The sequence below is a fragment of the Antrihabitans auranticaus genome, from assembly GCF_016481275.1.
Taxonomy (GTDB): Bacteria; Actinomycetota; Actinomycetes; order Mycobacteriales; family Mycobacteriaceae; genus Antrihabitans.
Genome location: NZ_JAEMNW010000003.1, coordinates 422242 through 440450 on the forward strand (window position 1 = coordinate 422242; position 18209 = coordinate 440450).

The 18209-nt window shown below is 65.1% G+C and carries 8 protein-coding genes; 2 read left to right on the forward strand and 6 right to left on the reverse strand.

Annotation, left to right across the window (positions count from 1 at the left end; genetic code table 11):
* Window positions 1-26: 26 nt before the first annotated feature.
* Together JGU72_RS16320 and JGU72_RS16325 are read left to right on the forward strand one after the other, a co-directional pair.
* Window positions 27-3227 carry an arabinosyltransferase domain-containing protein gene (locus JGU72_RS16320; RefSeq protein WP_307828472.1) on the forward strand — a complete coding sequence of 1067 codons (3201 nt, stop codon included), beginning with the start codon at window positions 27-29 and terminating at the stop codon, window positions 3225-3227.
* 78 nt (window positions 3228-3305) lie between these two features.
* Window positions 3306-6653 carry an arabinosyltransferase domain-containing protein gene (locus JGU72_RS16325; protein ID WP_463315441.1) on the forward strand — a complete coding sequence of 1116 codons (3348 nt, stop codon included), beginning with the start codon at window positions 3306-3308 and terminating at the stop codon, window positions 6651-6653.
* A 176-nt stretch (window positions 6654-6829) separates the two neighbouring features.
* Here JGU72_RS16325 and JGU72_RS16330 read toward each other — a convergent pair whose 3' ends face one another.
* From JGU72_RS16330 to JGU72_RS16355, 6 genes are all read right to left on the reverse strand, one after another.
* Window positions 6830-8374 carry an acyl-CoA carboxylase subunit beta gene (locus tag JGU72_RS16330; protein WP_199685000.1) on the reverse strand — a complete coding sequence of 515 codons (1545 nt, stop codon included), beginning with the start codon at window positions 8372-8374 and terminating at the stop codon, window positions 6830-6832.
* A gap of 34 nt (window positions 8375-8408) precedes the next feature.
* Window positions 8409-13370 (reverse strand): polyketide synthase Pks13, encoded by a 4962-nt coding sequence (gene pks13, locus JGU72_RS16335; RefSeq protein ID WP_199685001.1) that lies wholly within the window; start codon window positions 13368-13370, stop codon window positions 8409-8411.
* 73 nt (window positions 13371-13443) lie between these two features.
* Entirely contained in the window at window positions 13444-15342 is a 1899-nt protein-coding gene (fadD32, locus tag JGU72_RS16340) for a long-chain-fatty-acid--AMP ligase FadD32 (RefSeq protein ID WP_199685002.1), read from the reverse strand.
* A gap of 189 nt (window positions 15343-15531) precedes the next feature.
* Window positions 15532-16527: an LLM class F420-dependent oxidoreductase gene (locus JGU72_RS16345; RefSeq protein WP_199685003.1), complete on the reverse strand. Its 996-nt coding sequence runs from the start codon at window positions 16525-16527 to the stop codon at window positions 15532-15534.
* A 134-nt stretch (window positions 16528-16661) separates the two neighbouring features.
* Window positions 16662-17636, reverse strand: a complete 975-nt coding sequence (locus JGU72_RS16350) for a cutinase family protein (RefSeq protein ID WP_233532495.1) — start codon at window positions 17634-17636, stop codon at window positions 16662-16664.
* A 28-nt stretch (window positions 17637-17664) separates the two neighbouring features.
* Window positions 17665-18177 (reverse strand): DUF732 domain-containing protein, encoded by a 513-nt coding sequence (locus JGU72_RS16355; protein WP_199685004.1) that lies wholly within the window; start codon window positions 18175-18177, stop codon window positions 17665-17667.
* Window positions 18178-18209: the final 32 nt, after the last annotated feature.

Below are 18209 nucleotides of genomic sequence, written 5' to 3' on the forward strand. Positions count from 1 at the left end.
CGGTGCCGTCCAATACGATCGCCGGTGTGCCAGCTGACGTTTCTCGGTTCCGAATAGCACGACTGATCGCGATTGTCGCGGGACTCCTCGGATTCCTCCTCGCCCTCGCGACGCCGCTGCTTCCTGTCGAGCAGGATTCGGCGAGCATCGATTGGCCGCAATCCGGCGTGGAAAGCGTTACCGCACCGCTTGTTTCCTACACCCCGCAGAGTCTCGACGCGACCGTGCCGTGCAGCGCGGCGACCGAACTGGGCGCCGAGGGCGGCGACCTCGTTTCGACGATCCCGCGCCAATCCGGCCGGGCCACCGACGTCGGCCTGGAAATAAAGGTCGGCAAGGGCGGCCCTGTCGAAGTTCGGCTGCGCAACATCCCGATGCTTTCGATCCCCCTGAGCGATCTGCAATGCGACGCGATCACGGTGTCGTCGACCGCGACCCGCACGATCGCCGACGCCGGGAGTACGCACCACAACGAGGTCGGCGGCGATGTCCGGCCGCAGGTGGTCGGGCTCTTCACCGACCTGAAGACCGCACCGGCGGGTCTGCACGTCCATATGGCTCTGGACTCGCGCTTCTCGTCGAGCCCCACGTTGCTGAAGCTGATCGTGATGATTCTCGCGATCATCTCGACGGTGGTTGCGCTGATCGCGCTGCACGTCCTGGACGGCACCGACGGCCGCAAGGCCCGGCGCTTCTTCCCGTCGTCGTGGTGGAAGGTGTCGATCGTCGACGGCGTCGTCATCGGCACGCTCGTTCTCTGGCACATCATCGGTGCCAACACGTCCGACGACGGCTATCTGCTCAACATGGCCAGGGTCTCCGACCATGCCGGCTACATGGCGAACTACTTCCGCTGGTTCGGCGTACCGGAAGCACCCTTCGGCTGGTACTACGACGTCCTCGCCGCGTTCGCGAAGGTCTCGACCGCGAGCCCGTGGATGCGCCTACCTGCTCTTATCGCCGGAATTCTGTGCTGGCTCCTGATCAGCCGCGAGGTACTCCCCCGGTTGGGCGTATTGGTCCGGCGACACAAGATCGCGCTGTGGACCGCCGGCCTGGTCTTCCTCGCCTTCTGGCTCCCCTACAACAACGGTCTGCGCCCGGAGCCGATCATCGCGCTCGGCGCACTGCTCACCTGGTGCTCGATCGAACGTGCGATCGCGACGGGACGCCTGTTGCCCGCAGCCGTCGCCGTCCTCGTGGCGGCCTTCTCGCTCGCCGCAGGTCCGTCCGGCCTCATCTGCATCGCGGCGCTCATCGCGGGGTCGCGCCCGGTACTGCAGATCATCGTCAAGCGCGGCAAGGGCTGGGCCGGGTACACCAGCCTGCTCGCACCTGGCATGGCCGCGGGCACGCTGGTGCTCGTCGCCATGTTCGCCGACCAGACGCTGGCATCGGTCCGCGAATCGACGCGCGTCCGCACCTCGATCGGACCGAACGTCAAGTGGTTCGACGAGCACTACCGCTGGGACTCGCTGCTCGCGATCTCGCCGGACGGGTCGCTGGCCAGGCGTTTCGGCATGTTCGTGATGTTGCTCTGCCTGATCGTCTGCGTGATGCAGGTCCTCCGGAAGGGTGGTCGCATCCAGGGCACCGCGCGTGGTCCGTCGGCTCGCGTCCTCGGCATCATCTTCGGCGCCCTGCTACTGATGATGTTCACGCCGACCAAGTGGACCCATCACTTCGGCGTGTACGCGGGCCTGGCCGGATCACTCGCGGCGCTGGCCGCGGTGGCCGTCGGAGCCGAGAACATGCGCGGCGCACGAAACCGGACTTTGTTCGCGGCGGCCGTCACGTTCATCACAGCCCTCGCATTCACCAGTTCGAACGGCTGGTGGTACGTCTCGAGCTACGGCATCCCGTGGTGGGACAAGCCGCCCTCCATCGCAGGTAAGGGCTTTGCGACCCTGTTCCTCGGAGTGACCGTCCTACTACTGATCCTGGCGATCTGGTACCACTTCCGCGAACCGTATGTGAAGGCCGAGAACGGTCGGCTGCGACGGTTCACGCCGGCTCCGCTGACCATCGCGGCAGCATTCGTCGTGCTCTTCGAAGTTGCCTCGTTCGCGAAGGGTGCCCTGTCGCAATGGCCGTCGTACTCGTTGGCGAAGTCGAACATGGAATCCCTCGCCGGAAATCCGTGTGCGCTCGGTGACGAAGTCCTCGTCGAATCCGATCCGAACGCGTCGATGCTGAAGCCGCTGGTCGGGTCGGTTGCCGACGGTCTCGCGGCCGAGGACACCGGCTTCACGCCGAACGGCGTCGCCGAGGACCTCACCGCCGACGAAGAGGAATCCACCGTCGGCGCGGCGAACACGATCCGCACCGATACGAACAAGACCAGCGAAACGACGAGTTCGGGTACCGCGGGCGGATCCGAAGAGAATGCCGGCATCAACGGCAGCACCGTCTCGCTGCCGTTCGGACTGGATCCGAAGACCACGCCGGTCCTCGGCAGTTATCAAGACGGCGGCGAGCAGAAGCAGTCGAAGCTGACCTCCCAGTGGTATGGACTCGACAGGACCGCCAGCACAGCACCGCAGGACGAGAACAACGACATCCTCGTCGTCACGGCCGCCGGTCGCATCCGGTCGATCGATTCCGACGGCATCGCAACCTATGGCCAAGATCTCGTCATCGAATACGGCAAGCGTGACGGCGACAACGTGACCCCGCTCGGTTCGGTGCTCCCCCTCGACATCGGACCTGCTCCGTCGTGGCGCAACATGCGCGTGCCGCTGCAGGACCTCCCGGCCGACGCAAACGCGGTCCGCATCGTGGCAACGGACAACAACATCACCCAGAACCAGTGGCTCGCCGTCACACCGCCGCGGGTGCCGCAGTTGCAGACCCTCGACACCGTCGTCGGGTCGTCGGATCCGGCGCTGCTCGACTGGTCGGTCGGCTTGGCGTTCCCCTGCCAGCGTCCGTTCGACCACCGCTACGGCGTCGCGGAAGTGCCGAAATACCGCATCCTGCCCGACCGCATCGGTGCCGATTCGACCAACAAGTGGCAGGACGACAACGGCGGTGGCCCGCTCGGGTGGACCGGCCTGCTGCTGCAGGCCGACACGGTCGCTACCTACCTGAAGGACGACTGGGATCGCGACTGGGGAGCATTGGAGAAACTCGAACCGTATGTCGAGTCGGCCGTGCCTGCCGAAGTCGAGGTGACCGAAAGCGTTCGATCCGGAATGTGGAACCCCGGACCGATCCGTGAGCGGTAGCGACACGAGAGACGCACAACACACAGGCAGGGCGCATCAGGTCTGGCAGCACAGCTTTGCCGTATAGCATTCACAACCGTGCCCGACCTCGTTGAAGCCCCGGACGCCGTCCTGCCGCCACCTCCGCCCCCGGATAAGCGGCACAAGCGTGCCGGTGAAGATCTGCGCTCTACCCTGCGTAATCCACGCTGGATAGCGCTCATCGCGGGCACCCTCGGTGTCCTTTTCGCCATCGCGACGCCGTTCCTGCCCGTGGTACAAACCACAGCTGTGGTCAACTGGCCACAGAACGGAATGCTGCAGAACATCGACGCGCCGTTGATGTCGCAGGCGCCGATCGACCTGCATGCGACGATCCCCTGCGCAACGGTCGACAAGTTGCCGCCGCGCGGCGGAATTCTGTTTGCAACGGCACCGCCGCAGGGCGAAGGTGCGCCGCTCGAAGCGATGATCATCCGCGTCTCCGAGACACGCGTCGAGGTGCTCGACAGAAACGTGGTCGTCGCAGCGGCCGACCGGGCGGACATGTCGAAATGCTCCGCGATCACGATCGACTCGGACATCAACCGGACGGCCGTCGATTTCACCGGCTTGACCTACCCGACCGGCGACCCCGTGCGGGGCGAGCTGGGCGGCGATCTGCGGCCACAGGTGGTCGGCGTGTTCAGCGACCTGAGCGGACCCAGCCCCGAAGGTCTGTCCGTACAGATCACCGTCGACACCCGGTTCTCGTCCAAACCGACTCTCCTCAAGCTCTTTTCCATGATCGCGGCCGTTCTGTGCACGATCGTCGCGCTCGTTGCGCTCGCCCTTTTGGACGGCAGCGACGGTCGCGGGCATCGCCGGTTCCTGCCGTCGCACTGGTTGCGTCCCACGCCGGTCGACGGGGTGATCATCGGGACGCTCGTGGTCTGGCACTTCATCGGAGCGAACACCTCCGACGACGGCTACCTACTCAACATGGCGCGCGTCGCCGACCACGCCGGCTACATGGCGAACTACTTCCGCTGGTACGGCGTCCCCGAGGCACCGTTCGGCTGGTACTACGACGTCATCGAACTGTTTGCGCGGGTCTCCACCGCCAGCCCGTGGGTCAGGTTGCCGGCGCTGATCTGCGGAATCCTGTGCTGGATCGTCATCAGCCGCGAGGTCGTGCCTCGTCTCGGCCGAGCGGTCCGCAACAACCGGATCGCGCTGTGGACCGGCGGCTTCGTCTTCCTCGCCTTCTGGATGCCGTTCGACAACGGTCTGCGTTCGGAGCCGATCGTTGCGCTCGGCGCCCTGCTGACCTGGTGCTCGATCGAGCGCGCCATCGCTACGGGACGCTTGCTCCCGGCCGCGATCGCCTGTCTCGTCGGTGCCTTCACCCTCGCCGCCGCACCGACCGGCCTCATGTGTGTTGCCGCCCTGATCGCGGGCGTCCGGCCCCTGACCCGAATCGTCGTCAAGCGCCACCGCGAGGTCGGCACGTTGCCGCTGCTGGCGCCGATTGGTGCGGCGGGAGCGCTCGTCCTGACCGTCGTCTACTCCGACCAGACGTTCGCGGGCATTCAGGAAGCCAACCGTGTCCGTCAGCTCATCGGCCCGAACCTGCAGTGGTACAAGGACTTCCTGCGCTACTACTACCTGTTCGTCCAAACGGTCGACGGCTCGGTAGCCCGCCGGTTCGCCTTCCTCGTGATGGTGCTCTGCCTAGTCACGACGATGCTGATCCTGTTGCGTCGCAGGCATATTCCGGGCGTGCCGAACGGTCCGGCATGGCGGCTCATGGGTGTCGTGTTCGGAACCATCTTCTTCATGATGTTCAACCCGACCAAGTGGACCCACCACTTCGGCGCCTACGCCGGCATCGCCGGTTCACTGGCGGCGTTGACGGCGGTCGCGGTGTCTGCGAGCGCACTACGTTCCCGGCGAAACCGGACGATATTCTCGGCTGCGCTGTTGTTCGTCCTCGCACTCGCGTTCTCGGGTTACAACGGCTACTGGTACGTCTCGAGTTACGGTGTGCCGTGGTTCGACAAGCGCGTCACGCTTGCCGGAACGCAGTCCAACACGGCCTTCCTGCTCCTGTTCGGTCTGGCCTTGCTCGTCGTCGGCTGGCACTATCTGCGCGAAGGCTATGCACAGCCGCAGGCTGACCCGAATACGAAGCGCGGCAGACGAATCCGCAAGTTTGCCGCGATACCGCTCACCGTCATCGCCGGCTTCATGGTGCTGTTCGAAGTCCTGTCATTGGTCAAGGGTGCGGTGTCGCAATACCCCGCGTACTCGCTGGCGCGGTCGAACATCGAAGCGCTCACAGGGAAGACCTGCGGACTTGCAAACGACGTGCTCGTCGAAAACGACGTCAACGCCGGACGGCTCGAGCCGATCGTCGACCCGTCGGCGCCGCTGAAGAATCCCGCAGACCCGCTGGCCGGGTCCGATCCGGACGGCTTTACGCCGGACGGCATCCCGTCCGACCTGTCCGCCGACGCGGTCGAAGTGAAACCCGGCCAGGGCAACACCGACACGCAGACGGTCGGTCCCGCCTTCGAGACGGGCGAGAGCGCAGGCACCGGCGGCGGCATCGGTGAGCGCGGCGCCAATGGCAGCAACGCGAAACTGCCGTTCGGCCTCGATCCGAAGACCACCCCGGTCCTCGGCAGCTACCAGCCCGGCAGCCAGGGGCAGGCCAGCGTCAAGTCGAGCTGGTACGCCTTGCCACCGCGCAGCGACGACTCGCCGCTGATCGTGGTCACCGCCGCCGGCCGCATCTGGTCGGTCGACGACGTGGGTGACTTCAACTACGGCCAGTCGCTCCTGCTCGAGTACGGCAAGCGTCAGCCCGACGGCACGGTCGTCGCGCAGGGCACCTTCCTGCCGCGCGACATCGGTCCGGCGCCGTCGTGGCGCAACTTGCGAATCCCGTTCAGCGCGCTACCGGGCGACGCCGACGCGGTTCGGATCGTCGCGAACGACCCGAACCTCACCGGTGAGCAGTGGCTCGCGTTCACTCCGCCTCGGGTTCCGGTGGTCGAGACGCTGAACAAGGCAATCGGAACCGAGCAGCCGGTGCTTCTCGACTGGGCCGTCGGCTTGCAGTTCCCCTGCCAGCAGCCGTTCCTGCACCGCTACGGTGTTGCAGACGTCCCGAACTACCGGATCCTGCCCGACCGTCCACTTGCCGTCAGCTCGACCGACACCTGGCAGTCGGCCGAAAACGGCGGACCGCTCGGCTTCTCCGAGATGCTCGCCGAAGCGGTCACCGTCCCGACTTACCTGAAGGACGACTGGGCACGCGACTGGGGCTCACTCGAGCGCTACGACCAGTACTTCGCAAATGCGGTGCCTGCCGAGCTCCAAACCGGTGAAGCCGTCAGGTGGGGCTGGTGGACGCCCGGAAAGTTGCGCGTCTACTGCCCGCCCCACTGCGAAGCCGAGTAGACCCGAAACAAGGCACCCGCCCTGCGCACGCAGGGCGGGTGTTTTGTTTGTGGGACCGGGCTCGATGCCGATTTGCTCGCCTCTGTTTTGCTCGCCTCTTTGCGCCCCGCTCACGTTATTGCGCGAGCGCGGCGCAAAACCCCGAGCGCCGTGTTGCAACCGAGGCGCAAGTGCACCTAGATCGGGATCAGGTGATGCTTCCGGGTCACGCGGAGGACTTTCTTGTCCCGCAGAAGGTGCAGGGCTTTGCGCAGTTCAAGGCGGGTTGCGGACGGCTCGATGACCGCGTCGATATAGCCACGCTCGGCCGCGACCCAGGGTGAGGGGACGGTGGCGTTGTACTGGTCGATCAGGTACTTGCGCACCGCCGGACCGTTCTCGCCCGCGTCTTCGACGGCCTTGCGGAACAGAATGCTGACCGCACTCTCGGCGCCCATCACGGCAATGCGGGCGGTGGGCCAGGCGAGGTTGATGTCGGCGCCCAGCTGCTTGCAGCCCATGACCGCGTACGCGCCGCCGTAGGCCTTACGGACGATCACGGTGACGACGGGAACCGTCGCCTCGACGACCGCGAAGAAGAAGCGGCCACCGCGTCGAATGACGCCGATCTTCTCCTCTTCGACACCCGGCAACACACCCGGCGTGTCGACGACGAAGACCAGCGGAATCTCGAAGGCGTTGCAGATGCGGATGAAGCGCGACGCCTTGTCGGAGCAACGCGCATCGATCGCACCGCTCAGGACGAGCGGCTGGTTGGCGACCACGCCGACCGTCCGGCCGTCGACCCGGGCAAAGCCGGTGATGATGTTCTGCGCGTACTGCGAGGCAATCTCGTGGAAGTCGCCGTCGTCGAAGATCCGCAGCAGGAGGTCGTGCATGTCGTAGCCGGCGTTGTCGGCGTCCGGAATGAACGAGTCCAGCTCGAGGTCGCTCGCGGTCACCTCGGGTTCGAGACCCGGGTTCACGACAGGCGCCACTTCCTGGCAGCTCGACGGCAGGAAGCTCAGGTGATTGCGGACCCACGCAAAGGCGGCTGCCTCGTCGTCGGCGACGTGCTGCAGGTTGCCGTACTGCGCCTGGTTGGTTGCGCTGCCGAGTTCTTCGAGCGTCACATCTTCGCCCATGACGTCCGCGATCACCTGCGGACCCGTCACGAACATATACGAATCTTTGGTTGCCACAAGGGTTTCGGTCCCGGTGACGGGTGCATAGACCGCGCCACCCGCGCACTTGCCGAGGATCATCGACACCTGCGGGACCACTCCGAGCAGCGGCTCGTGGCGGCGACTCATCTCCGCATACCACGCCAGCGAGGTGACGGCGTCCTGAATACGGGCGCCGCCCGAGTCGTTGATGCCGACGATCGGAATGCCGACCTTCGCGGCGAAGTCGAGCAGGGCTGCGACCTTGCGGCCGAACATCTCGCCGACCGAGCCGCCGTGCACGGTCTGATCGTGCGAGAACACTGCGACGGGACGCCCGCCGACGGTGCCGTGGCCCGTCACAACTCCGTCGCCGTACAACGCCTTCGGGTCGCTGGACAGCCGAACCAGTGCGCCTACCTCGATGAAGCTGCCCGGATCTAGCAGCATGTGAATGCGCTCGCGCGCACTCGGAATGCCCTTCTTCGCGCGCTTGGCGATCGCTGCGTCACCGCCCGGCTCCTGCGACAGCGCCATCCGCCTGCGCAATTCCGCAAGCTTCTCCGCCGTCGTCGTCATGCAGACTCCTCGCTTCGCCGCTTACTTTGCTCGCTCATGCCATTGCCTTCAGTTTGGCCGTCAAGTCGGCCCCGATCTTCGCGACATACGGTTCATCGATGATCTGCAGGTGATCGCCACCGACGTGGATGACCTCGAGATTCGGAACGTATTCGCCCCAGCCACCTTCCGGCGCGCGGTGCTTGTACACCGGCTCGAGTTCGATCATGCCGTCGTGGTAGCGATCGGCCAGATAGAGCACGACGTCACCCTCGTACTCCGAGGCCTCGGCGTTGGCGAGCGCACGACCGTCGATCCAGGAGGTCCGCTGGTGCTCGATGATGCCGCCGGGGATCTTGGCGCCGCTGACCTTGACCAGATCCATGATGATCTGGATCTGCTCTTCTTCGGTGGCGTCCTTGAGTTGCTCGACCGGTAGTGGTGCGTCGACGCCGTAGGTCTTCTTGGCGAACGCCGCGTACCGCTCGATCCGGGCCTGAGCTTCCTCGGGCCCTTCCTTTGGCCGCTCGAGTGGGAGCGCGAGGTCGATCATGCCGACCAGTCGCACGTCGGCACCCTCGGCGCGCAGCTGCTTGGCGACCGCGAACGCGAGGACCGCACCCAGCGACCAGCCGTACAGCACGTACGGACCGTCACCCTGAATCTTGCGCAGCTCCGGGATGTATTGCGCCGCACGCTCGTCGATCTGTCCTTCGACGCGTTCGATACCGAACACCGGGGTGTCGGCTGGGATGCGCCTGATCAGCGGCTCGTAGGCCATCGTCGAGCCACCCGACGGGTGGAACACGAAGACCGGGATCGCTGTCGAGCCCTCGGGACGCGGTCGCAGAACGCGTACGAACCCGTCGAGCGATCCGCCCTCGAGGTGCTCACGGACAACGTTCGCCAACTCCTCGATCGTTTCGCAATCGAGGACGTCGTCGACCGTGATCTCGCCCTTGGCGCGCTCGGTGAGGCGTGCCGCCAATTTCTCGGCGACCTCCTCTTCGAGCACAGGCAGCACGTTGAAGATGCCCTTCGGAGACTGCCCGGTGATCGTCGTCCAGGCCGCGTACGTCAACCGCTCGGGGTTGTCGCGCGGCGGAACGTCGGAGCCCGCGGCCTCGGCGAAAGCCTGCTGGTCGCCGAGCACAGGCGCGGCAGGCTCAGCGACCGGCCCATCGGCAAGCACCGGTTCATGGACAGCGGCTTCCTCGACGATCGCCTCGGCTTCGGCAACCACGGTGGTGTCTTCGACAGCAGTCGGTGCCTCTGCGTCGCCCTCACCGGCGGCGCGCTCGGCCTCTTGCTGCTCGGCAAGCGCTTCGACCTCGTCGCGGTGCTCGACGGCGTATTGCAGGAACTTCGCGACGTCGATGACGCTCGCGTCCTTCACCGCCTGCAGTTGCACTGTTGGAATGTCGAATTCGTACTCGACACGGTTCTTGATCCGCATACCCATCAGCGAGTCGAGACCGAGTTCGATCAGCGGAATCTCGAGCGGCAGATCTTCCTGGGCGTAACCCATGGAGTCCGCGATGATGTAGGACAGCCGATCTTCGAGCGTCTGAGTGCCGTTCGGGTCCCATTTGTCGCCGAAGGATTCGACGATTTCCGGAAGATGCGGACCGACCGTCTCGTCGACCACGACCTCGGGCACAGGAGTCGGAACGAGCTCCGGCAGTGCGGCGCCCGAGACGACGACCGCGTCGAAGAGGAGCCGGAACTGCGCGCCCTCCTTCGCGTGGACCTGCACGGATGCACCGCCCAGATGCGGGCTGAGCGTCGTGGTCAAAGTCCCCGACGTTGCGGCGCCGCCATGAGCGACAGACGCCGCGACAGACGAATCTGCGAGAACCTGCGCTGCGGCCGCGGCGACGAGCGCGTTCAGATCCGGAGCAGCACTCGCCTGGACCTCCCACACGTGCTTGCCGTCGGGCAGCGCAACGTGGGCACCGGGAATACGGGTATTACCTGCCGAGTCGATGCGGGCATCGATCCAGTGCGGCTTCCGCAGAAACGCGGTCCGCGGAATCTCCGCGTAGCCGCCGGGTTCGAACAGCGACGCGATGTCGACCTTGTGGCCGTGCACGTACAGCTGCGCGAGCGCGGTGAGGACGCCGAGTTCTTCGTCTTCCTTGCGCTTCAGCGTCGGGATGAGGGCAGCATCGTGCAGACCGGCGGCGAAAGTCGTTGCCGCAACCTGCATCAACGCGACCGGGTTGGGCGCGAGCTCGATGAACGTCGTGTGGCCGGTTTCGACTGCCTTCTTGATCGCGTTCGTGAAGTACACGCTGTGCCGCATGTTCTTCACCCAGTAATCGACGTCGTGGATCGGCGCATGACCGGCCCGGTAGTACTCCTCCTTGTCGACCGTGGAGTACAGGCCGTGTTGCAGTTTCTTCGGCTCGATACCGGCCAGTTCCGCGGCCAGCTCGCCGAGCAGCGGATCCATCTGCGACGTGTGGCCCGCGCCCTTGGTCTGAAGTACGCGGGCAATCTTGCCCTCCGCCTCGGCCCGCGCGACGATCGCGTTGACCTCTGGCTCGGGTCCGCCGATGACCGTGAGGTTCGGCGCCGCGTATACGGCTTCCTCGAGGTTCGGGTAGTCGACGAGGACGCCCTTGATGTCCTCGGAGCTGTACTCGACGAGCGCCATCAGGCGGATCGAGTCGCCCGACAGCATGGACTCGCCCTCGCCCATCAGGCGCGAACGCGAGCAGATGACCCGCACCGCGTCTTCGAGCGGCAGACCACCCGAAATAAAGGCTCCCGCAACCTCACCCATCGAATGACCGACGACCGCGGACGGCTCGGCACCGTGGTGGCGCAGCAACGCGTTCAGGCCGATCTGGATCGCGAAGATGCCGACCTGCGACGTGCCGACGTCGTAGTCCTGCGCGTCGTCGAGGATCATTTCCTTGATCGAGTAGCCGGCCTCGTCGAGGATCAGCTCGTCGACGTTGTCGATCGCGTCGGCAAATACCTTGTTGTTCTCGTACAGCTGCTTGGCCATTTTGCGATGCTGCGCACCGAATCCCGACAGCACCCAGACCGCACCCTGCGGCGACGGGGAATCCGCGCTGAAGACGCCCTGCGCGGGCTTGCCCGCGGCGACCGCACGCAATCCAGTGATCGCCTCGTCGTGCGTCGTCGCAAGGATCACCGAGCGAGTACGACCGTGGTTGCGTTTCGCGAGCGCCCTGCCGACGTCGGCGAGCGGAGTGTTCTGGCCGGCTTCGGATTCGAGCCAGTCGGCGAGGTCCGCTGCCGCGCGCCGGCGCCGCGACGGCATGTAGGCAGATACGGCGAGCAGCACCGGCAGGTGAGACGGTTCGGTCTCCTCGACCACGGCTTCACGGACCGGTGCCTCACGCAACACGACGTGCGCGTTGGTGCCGCCGAAGCCGAAGCCCGACACTCCGGCCGTCGCCTGGCCGGAATAGCGCGGCCAATCCGTCGCCTCCGGAATGACCTTCAGGTGGGCCTTGTCGAACGGGATGTATGGGTTCGGACCTGCGTAGTTGATCGACGGCGGCAGCTTGTTCTCCTGCATCGCCAGCACGACCTTCGCGAGGCTGGCGGCACCGGCGGCGGACTCCAGGTGACCGAAGTTCGTCTTCGCCGAGCCGAGCAGCGCGGGGTTTTCCTCACCGCGACCGCGACCGACCACACGCGCGAGCGCGTCGGCCTCGATCGGGTCACCAAGGATCGTGCCCGTGCCGTGCGCCTCGATGTAGTCGACGGTCGACGGGACGAGTCGGGCATCGCGATAGGCCTGCCGCAGCACGTCTGCCTGCGCATCGGGGTTCGGCGCAAAGATGCCGTTGCTTCGGCCGTCGGAGTTGACAGCGGTTCCCGCGATCACCGCGAGCACTGTGTCACCGTCCCGCTCGGCATCCTCGAGTCGCTTGAGCACGACGAGACCGCCACCTTCGGAACGGACCATGCCATCGGCATCGGATGAGAAGGCCTTGATGTGGCCGTCCTTCGCAACCGCGCCCACGCCGTCGAAGCCCAACGTGACGAGCGGAGCAAGCAACATGTTCACGCCACCGGCAAGAGCGACATCGGCCTCATGGCCGCGCAGCGCACGAACCGCCTGGTGCACCGCGACGAGCGACGACGAGCACGCCGTATCGACCGCAACCGACGGACCACGGAAGTCGTAGAAGTAGGACACCCGGTTGGCAACGATCGACGTTGCCGCACCGGTCAGGGCGTACGGAGTTTCGCCCTTCTTCGGGTCCAAAGCCGAAAGCAACGTGAAGTCATGGCTCGACGTGCCGATGAAGACACCGACCTGCGCACCCTTCAGTGAACTCGCTGGGATGCGGGCGTGCTCCAACGCCTCCCACGTCAGTTCCATCGCAAGACGCTGCTGCGGGTCCACGCGCTCGACCTCGGTCGGCGACATTGCGAAGAACTCGGCGTCGAAGCCCTTGACGTCGTCGAGGTAACCGCCGCGGGTATTCGCGGCAGCGACCGCCGCGGCGGCCACGGGGTCGGACAAGAATTCGTCCCAGCGACCCGGCGGCAGGTCGGATATACCGTCGCCGCCGCCGATCAGGAAGTCCCACGTCTCCGTCGGCGTCGTGCCTGCCCCGGGGAACCGAGTCGACAGGCCGACGATGGCGATGTCGTGCGACACGCCCACCGGGAGCTCGTCGGTATAGAAGGAGTCGTCAGCAGTGTCCTCCGGCGTCTCCGGCTCGCCTTCGATGATGCGTTCGGCGAGCGAGGCGATCGTCGGATGCTGGTAGGCAACCGTCGCCGTCAGCATCACGCCGGTCAGCTCTTCGACATCGCCGCTCAACGCAATAGCGTCGCGCGACGAAAGCCCGAACTCTTCCATCGGACGATCGTCGGAGATGTTCTCCACCGGTTGCCCGGTCGCGTCGGCAACCCATTTGCGCAACCAGGCACGAAGCTCCGCAACGGTCAGCTCGGTCGCGCCGGATTCCGTCGCAGCCGCTGTCTCGGTGCTGCTGGCCTGCGTCTCTGCATGTTCAGTCATCGTTCTCCAAGTTACTCGCCCGTAGGAGCTGGTCAGACGGCGGCATCCAGGAGGGCAGGGATGGTCCAGCTATTCAGTTGACGGCTGCGTCCGGGAATGCGGTCTGGGTGTAGCCACCACGGAGTGTGCCTTCGAGATAGGCCGCCTTGCAGGCACGACGCGCGATCTTGCCGCTCGACGTACGCGGAATGGAACCCGCCGGAACCAGCAGGACGTCACGCACGGTCACGCCGTGGCGAGTCGAAATCGCCGCCCGAACCGTGTCGGCAATGGGCTGCGGATCGGCCTTGCCCGCTCCCGGACCACGCTCGGCGACGATGACAAGTTGCTCGGACGAATCGTCGGCGTCGAACTTCAGGCCGGAATGGCTTGTGTGCTCGAAAACTTCCGGCGGCAATTCGTTCGCGGGGACAGCGAAAGCGGCGACGAATCCTGGCCGCAAGGCGGTGCTCGCTTCCTGCGCCGAGAACTCCAGATCCTGCGGGTAGTGATTGCGGCCGTCGACGATCACGAGGTCCTTGACGCGACCGGTGATGTACAGCTCGCCGTCGACATACACGCCGTAATCGCCGGTCCGCATCCACACACCGTCGTCCGGCGCGCCGGCAGTGTGGCTGCCCGTCGGAAGCTTTTCCGCGATCTTGTTCCGGAAGGTCTCGATCGTTTCTTCTTCGCGACCCCAATAGCCGATGCCCATGTTGGCACCGTGCAACCAGATCTCGCCGACGTGCTCGTCCGGCTGTTCCGCGCGGGTCTCGGGATCGACGATGGCGGCCCACTGACTCAGGCCGACGTAACCGCACGCGACCTGCGGGATTGCATTCTCCGCGCTCTGATCGACCTTGACCATCCGGCCCGCGTTGAGCTCTTTGCGGTCGACGTAGATGACCTTCGCTTCGTCCTCGTGCTTTGTCGCCGACACGAAAAGCGTTGCCTCGGCCATGCCGTAGCACGGCTTGATGGCAGTCTTCGGGAGTCCGTACGGCGCGAACGCCTCGTTGAACTTCTTCATCGACGACGTCGTGACCGGCTCGCTACCGTTGATCAGGCCGATCACATTGCTCAGATCGAGCGACTCGCCGTTCTTCGGCAGGCCGCGCGCAGCGGCGTGCTCGAACGCAAAGTTCGGGGCCGCGGCGAATGTGCCTGCGCCGTCGGAGACTGCGGCAAGCTCTTTGATCCACCGATAGGGCCGCCGCACAAAGGCACTCGGCGACATGATCGTGATGTATTTGCCACCGACGGCAGGCACGATCACCGTGAGCAGGCCCATGTCGTGGAACAGAGGTAGCCAGGTGACGCCGCGCGAATCCTCGGTCAGTTCGAGCGCATTGATCATCTGCAGGATGTTGGTGCCTACCGCGCGGTGCGTGATCTCGACGCCGGCAGGGGTACGGGTCGATCCCGACGTGTACTGCAGGTAGGCGATGTCGTCGACCTGCACATCGGGCCTGACCCACGTCTCACCGACACTGTCGGGAATTGCGTCGACCGCGATGATGCGGGGGCGCTGCGCAGCAGGCAACGAACGGAAGAACTGGCGGACACCCGCGGCAGAGGACGTCGCCGTCAGGATCGCGGCCGGTTCGCAGTCGCCGAGAACCGCATACAGCCGGTCCGTATGGCCGGGCTCGTCGGGATCGAACAGCGGAACCGCGATCGTGCCTGCATAGATAGCAGCAAAGAACGAGATGACGTAGTCGAGACCCTGCGGCGCGAGGACGGCGACGCGGTCGCCGGGCTTGGTGACCTGTTGCAGCCGAGCGGCGACGGCGCGCAGCCGATTGCCGAACTCTTTCCAGGTCAGCTCGTGAGCTTCGCCATCGCGCTCACGTGAATAGTCGATATATCTGTACGCAAGGTCGTTCGCGTCGTTGCGGGTGTGCTTCTCGACGTGATCTACAAGCGTTCGCCCTTCGGGAATGAAGATGTTCCCCTCGTCGTCGAGGTAGTCATCGAAAGTGTCGTCCATTCCTTCTCCTCCGAAGCGCCTGCGTAACCACTCTCACTGAGAGCGGCTGCCCGTTTTGCTTCGCCCGCGGGTGTTCTCTCGTCATGCAATGTATTTGGCTAACGGACGCTGTGTTCGGTAAAGCGACGCAGCGCCCGCGGTATCGGCTACATGTTTGGAAACCAGAAATATGTTACAGACGCATTGATGCTACTCATCCCGCAGCAGCGGAATGATAGGAGCGAACGCATCCATCTGTGTCGGGAAAATTCCCACGTAGGACATCGTCGTTTTCGCCCGCGTGTTGCGGATCTGGTCGGCGATCTCCTCGAAAGTCCCGATCGCGATGTACGGCGAGTTCAGGATGTCCTCGACGCCGAGCTTGACGTCGACCTCCATGTTCGGCGGGAAGCCTTTGTCCAAGGCCTGCAACGCCATTTCGGCGATCTTCTCGCGATCGTCGGTGATGACGATGGTCGTGATCGCCCAGTTGAGCTCGATGCTGGAGAAACGGTCGCCCGCTGCCTTACGAATCAGATCGATTCGTTCGACGGTCTTCTCCATCGTGATTCCGGAGAGCAGGAGCTTGCCCTCTTTGGTTGTGACAGGAACCACCGAAATGATGTCGGCATGTTTGGCCGCGAGAGCAAGCATCTTCGGACCGCCACCGCCGACGGCGAGCGGCGGACGCGGACCCTGGCGTGGCCGCGGACTGCCCTTCAGACCCTTGATTTGGTAGTGCTTGCCCTCGAAGTTGCATTCCTGGCCGCGCAGCAGCACGTCGAGGATGGTGAGGGTTTCGTCCAGTTTCTCGATGCGGACCGAGGGCTTGTCGTACGCGATGCCGCCCTTGTCGAATTCTTCTTTCATCCAACCGGCACCGATACCGAGTTCGAGGCGACCGCGCGACAGCACGTCGATCGTTGCCGCATCCTTCGCGAGTACCGCTGGGTGCCGGAAGCCGTTCGCCAACACGGCCGTTCCGAGGCGAATCCGATCGGTCGCAACCGCAAGAGCGCCGAGCGCCGCGATCGGTCCGACCTGGTTGCCCAGGTGGTCGGGAATCATGACGCTGTCGAAGCCGTACTCCTCGGCCTGCTGTGCGACCTTGATGAATTTGCGTGCACCGCCCTCTTCGGCGTTTCCCTCGGCACCAGCGGCGAATCGGAACTTACGAAGCTGCCCTGGTTCGACTGCAGCATTCATCGATCGCGTTCTCCTACGTCCGTAGTTCGAATACCGTCTCGGTCGGTCGGCCAGTGCGCCACTCTAGCCGGTATACCCCTACAGAACCTATCTGCGTTACCGCCCTGTAGTGCGGCTTACACTCAACTCGGCGCTCAGCTCGGGGGGTGCGCGGGATGTGGCGCACCGTTGACGAGTCCTGCAGCCCAGTTCGCCGTCCACTGTGTGGCTGTGACACCCGGCTCGACGATGAAGTCGTTGTACAGCATGTGAACCGGATTACCGATCGACGCGACGAGGGTCATCGCGCTACCGATCATGTTGACGGGTTTCATCGCGTCGCGGGGCGCATCGCAAATCATGTCGCCCGGACTACAGATAGAAAAGGTGCGGTCCGCGAGCGGCCCGAATCCGCCGCGAACCCCCGTCATCGAGATGCCCGGCACCCGTAGCCCACTCAGCGCTACCTCGGCACCGACACCGCCCGGGTTCGGCCCGATCGGCACCGACTGTTCGGAAGCTCGACGCCCGTCGGCGATGAGCATGACGCCGAGCACCTCGTCTTCGGGCACCGGTCCGTTGCCGGCCGCGATCTGTGCCGCGACGTCTCCCGCGATCACTGCCCCCTGCGAGAAGCCGGCGATTATGTAGGTCGTCAGCGGGCATTCGGCATGCCGGTCGGCCAGGATCTTCGTCGTCCGCGCTGTGCCGTCTGCGCGACTTTCGTCGTAGGACCGTTCACCGTTGGGTGGGAAGCGCGCGAACTGCGCCAAATACGGAACCGTGTAGATATCGGCGCGTTCAGCAGGGAACTGTGCCGCCAACGGACCCGTCACGTGCAGCAACAACGAATCGCCCGTCGGCGGCTGCGGGTTGTACGGGTCGTCGCCGGAACTCGATTCCCACGTTCCGGGGACGGCGACCACCTGGACATCGGGACACGACGCGCTCTGCGTATCGGGCCGGGTTTCCGGACCGCCCGGACCGGGTCCCGGACCTGGACCGGGTCGGCCCTTGAAGATCATCCACGCCAGCACAGCGACGATCAGAACCAGGACAGCCGCGACGACCGCCGCCAGTAGTGGAAGAACCCTCCTACGCGCCGGTCGCCGTGACGTGCGTCCAATCATGCTGTGTCCGTTGGCAAATACATATCCTTCAGCAGTATGTCTTCTTCGCCGCGTCTACGTACACGCGGACAGTGTCTTCCGGCGACAGCCTGGTGCTCTCGGGGTCGGTTCCGACGGCCGCGAGAACGATCGTGTTGATCTCCTCGACCGGTGTGCCTTCCTGAATCCCGCGGCAGATCGCGCCACCGATGGCCGACGCGCTTTCCGGCGTCTGCGTGATGCCACCACGACCCAACTCGGCGACCAGGGCCTGATCGCGCGGGTTGGTCTGCGCCTGCGTCTGCGGACCGGGGAATCCCGGCGGCACGGTCTGCGGAACCTCGGGTGGCGCAGTCGCTGCCGCGCCCGGTTCGGTCGTCGGATTCACCGGGTTGTCACCCGCGCCCGGCACGGGCGTGCCGTCCACGGCGGTGGTCGCCTCGGCCGTCGAAGGCGTGCTCGATGCCGTCGCATCGTCGTCCCCGCAGCCCGAGACAAACCCTCCGAAGAGAGTCGCTGCGGTCAAGACGAACGCGGCGCGGGCAAGGTACTGACGCGGCATTGGCTTCTTCCTACTTGTCGGGCCTGTCTCCA

Coding starts and splice junctions, on each gene's coding strand:
- JGU72_RS16350 (WP_233532495.1), bottom strand. CDS start 17,636: ATGATTGGACGCACGTCACGGCGACCGGCGCGTAGGAGGGTTCTTCCA.
- fadD32 (WP_199685002.1), bottom strand. CDS start 15,342: ATGGACGACACTTTCGATGACTACCTCGACGACGAGGGGAACATCTTC.
- JGU72_RS16330 (WP_199685000.1), bottom strand. CDS start 8,374: ATGACGACGACGGCGGAGAAGCTTGCGGAATTGCGCAGGCGGATGGCG.
- pks13 (WP_199685001.1), bottom strand. CDS start 13,370: ATGACTGAACATGCAGAGACGCAGGCCAGCAGCACCGAGACAGCGGCT.
- JGU72_RS16345 (WP_199685003.1), bottom strand. CDS start 16,527: ATGAATGCTGCAGTCGAACCAGGGCAGCTTCGTAAGTTCCGATTCGCC.
- JGU72_RS16355 (WP_199685004.1), bottom strand. CDS start 18,177: ATGCCGCGTCAGTACCTTGCCCGCGCCGCGTTCGTCTTGACCGCAGCG.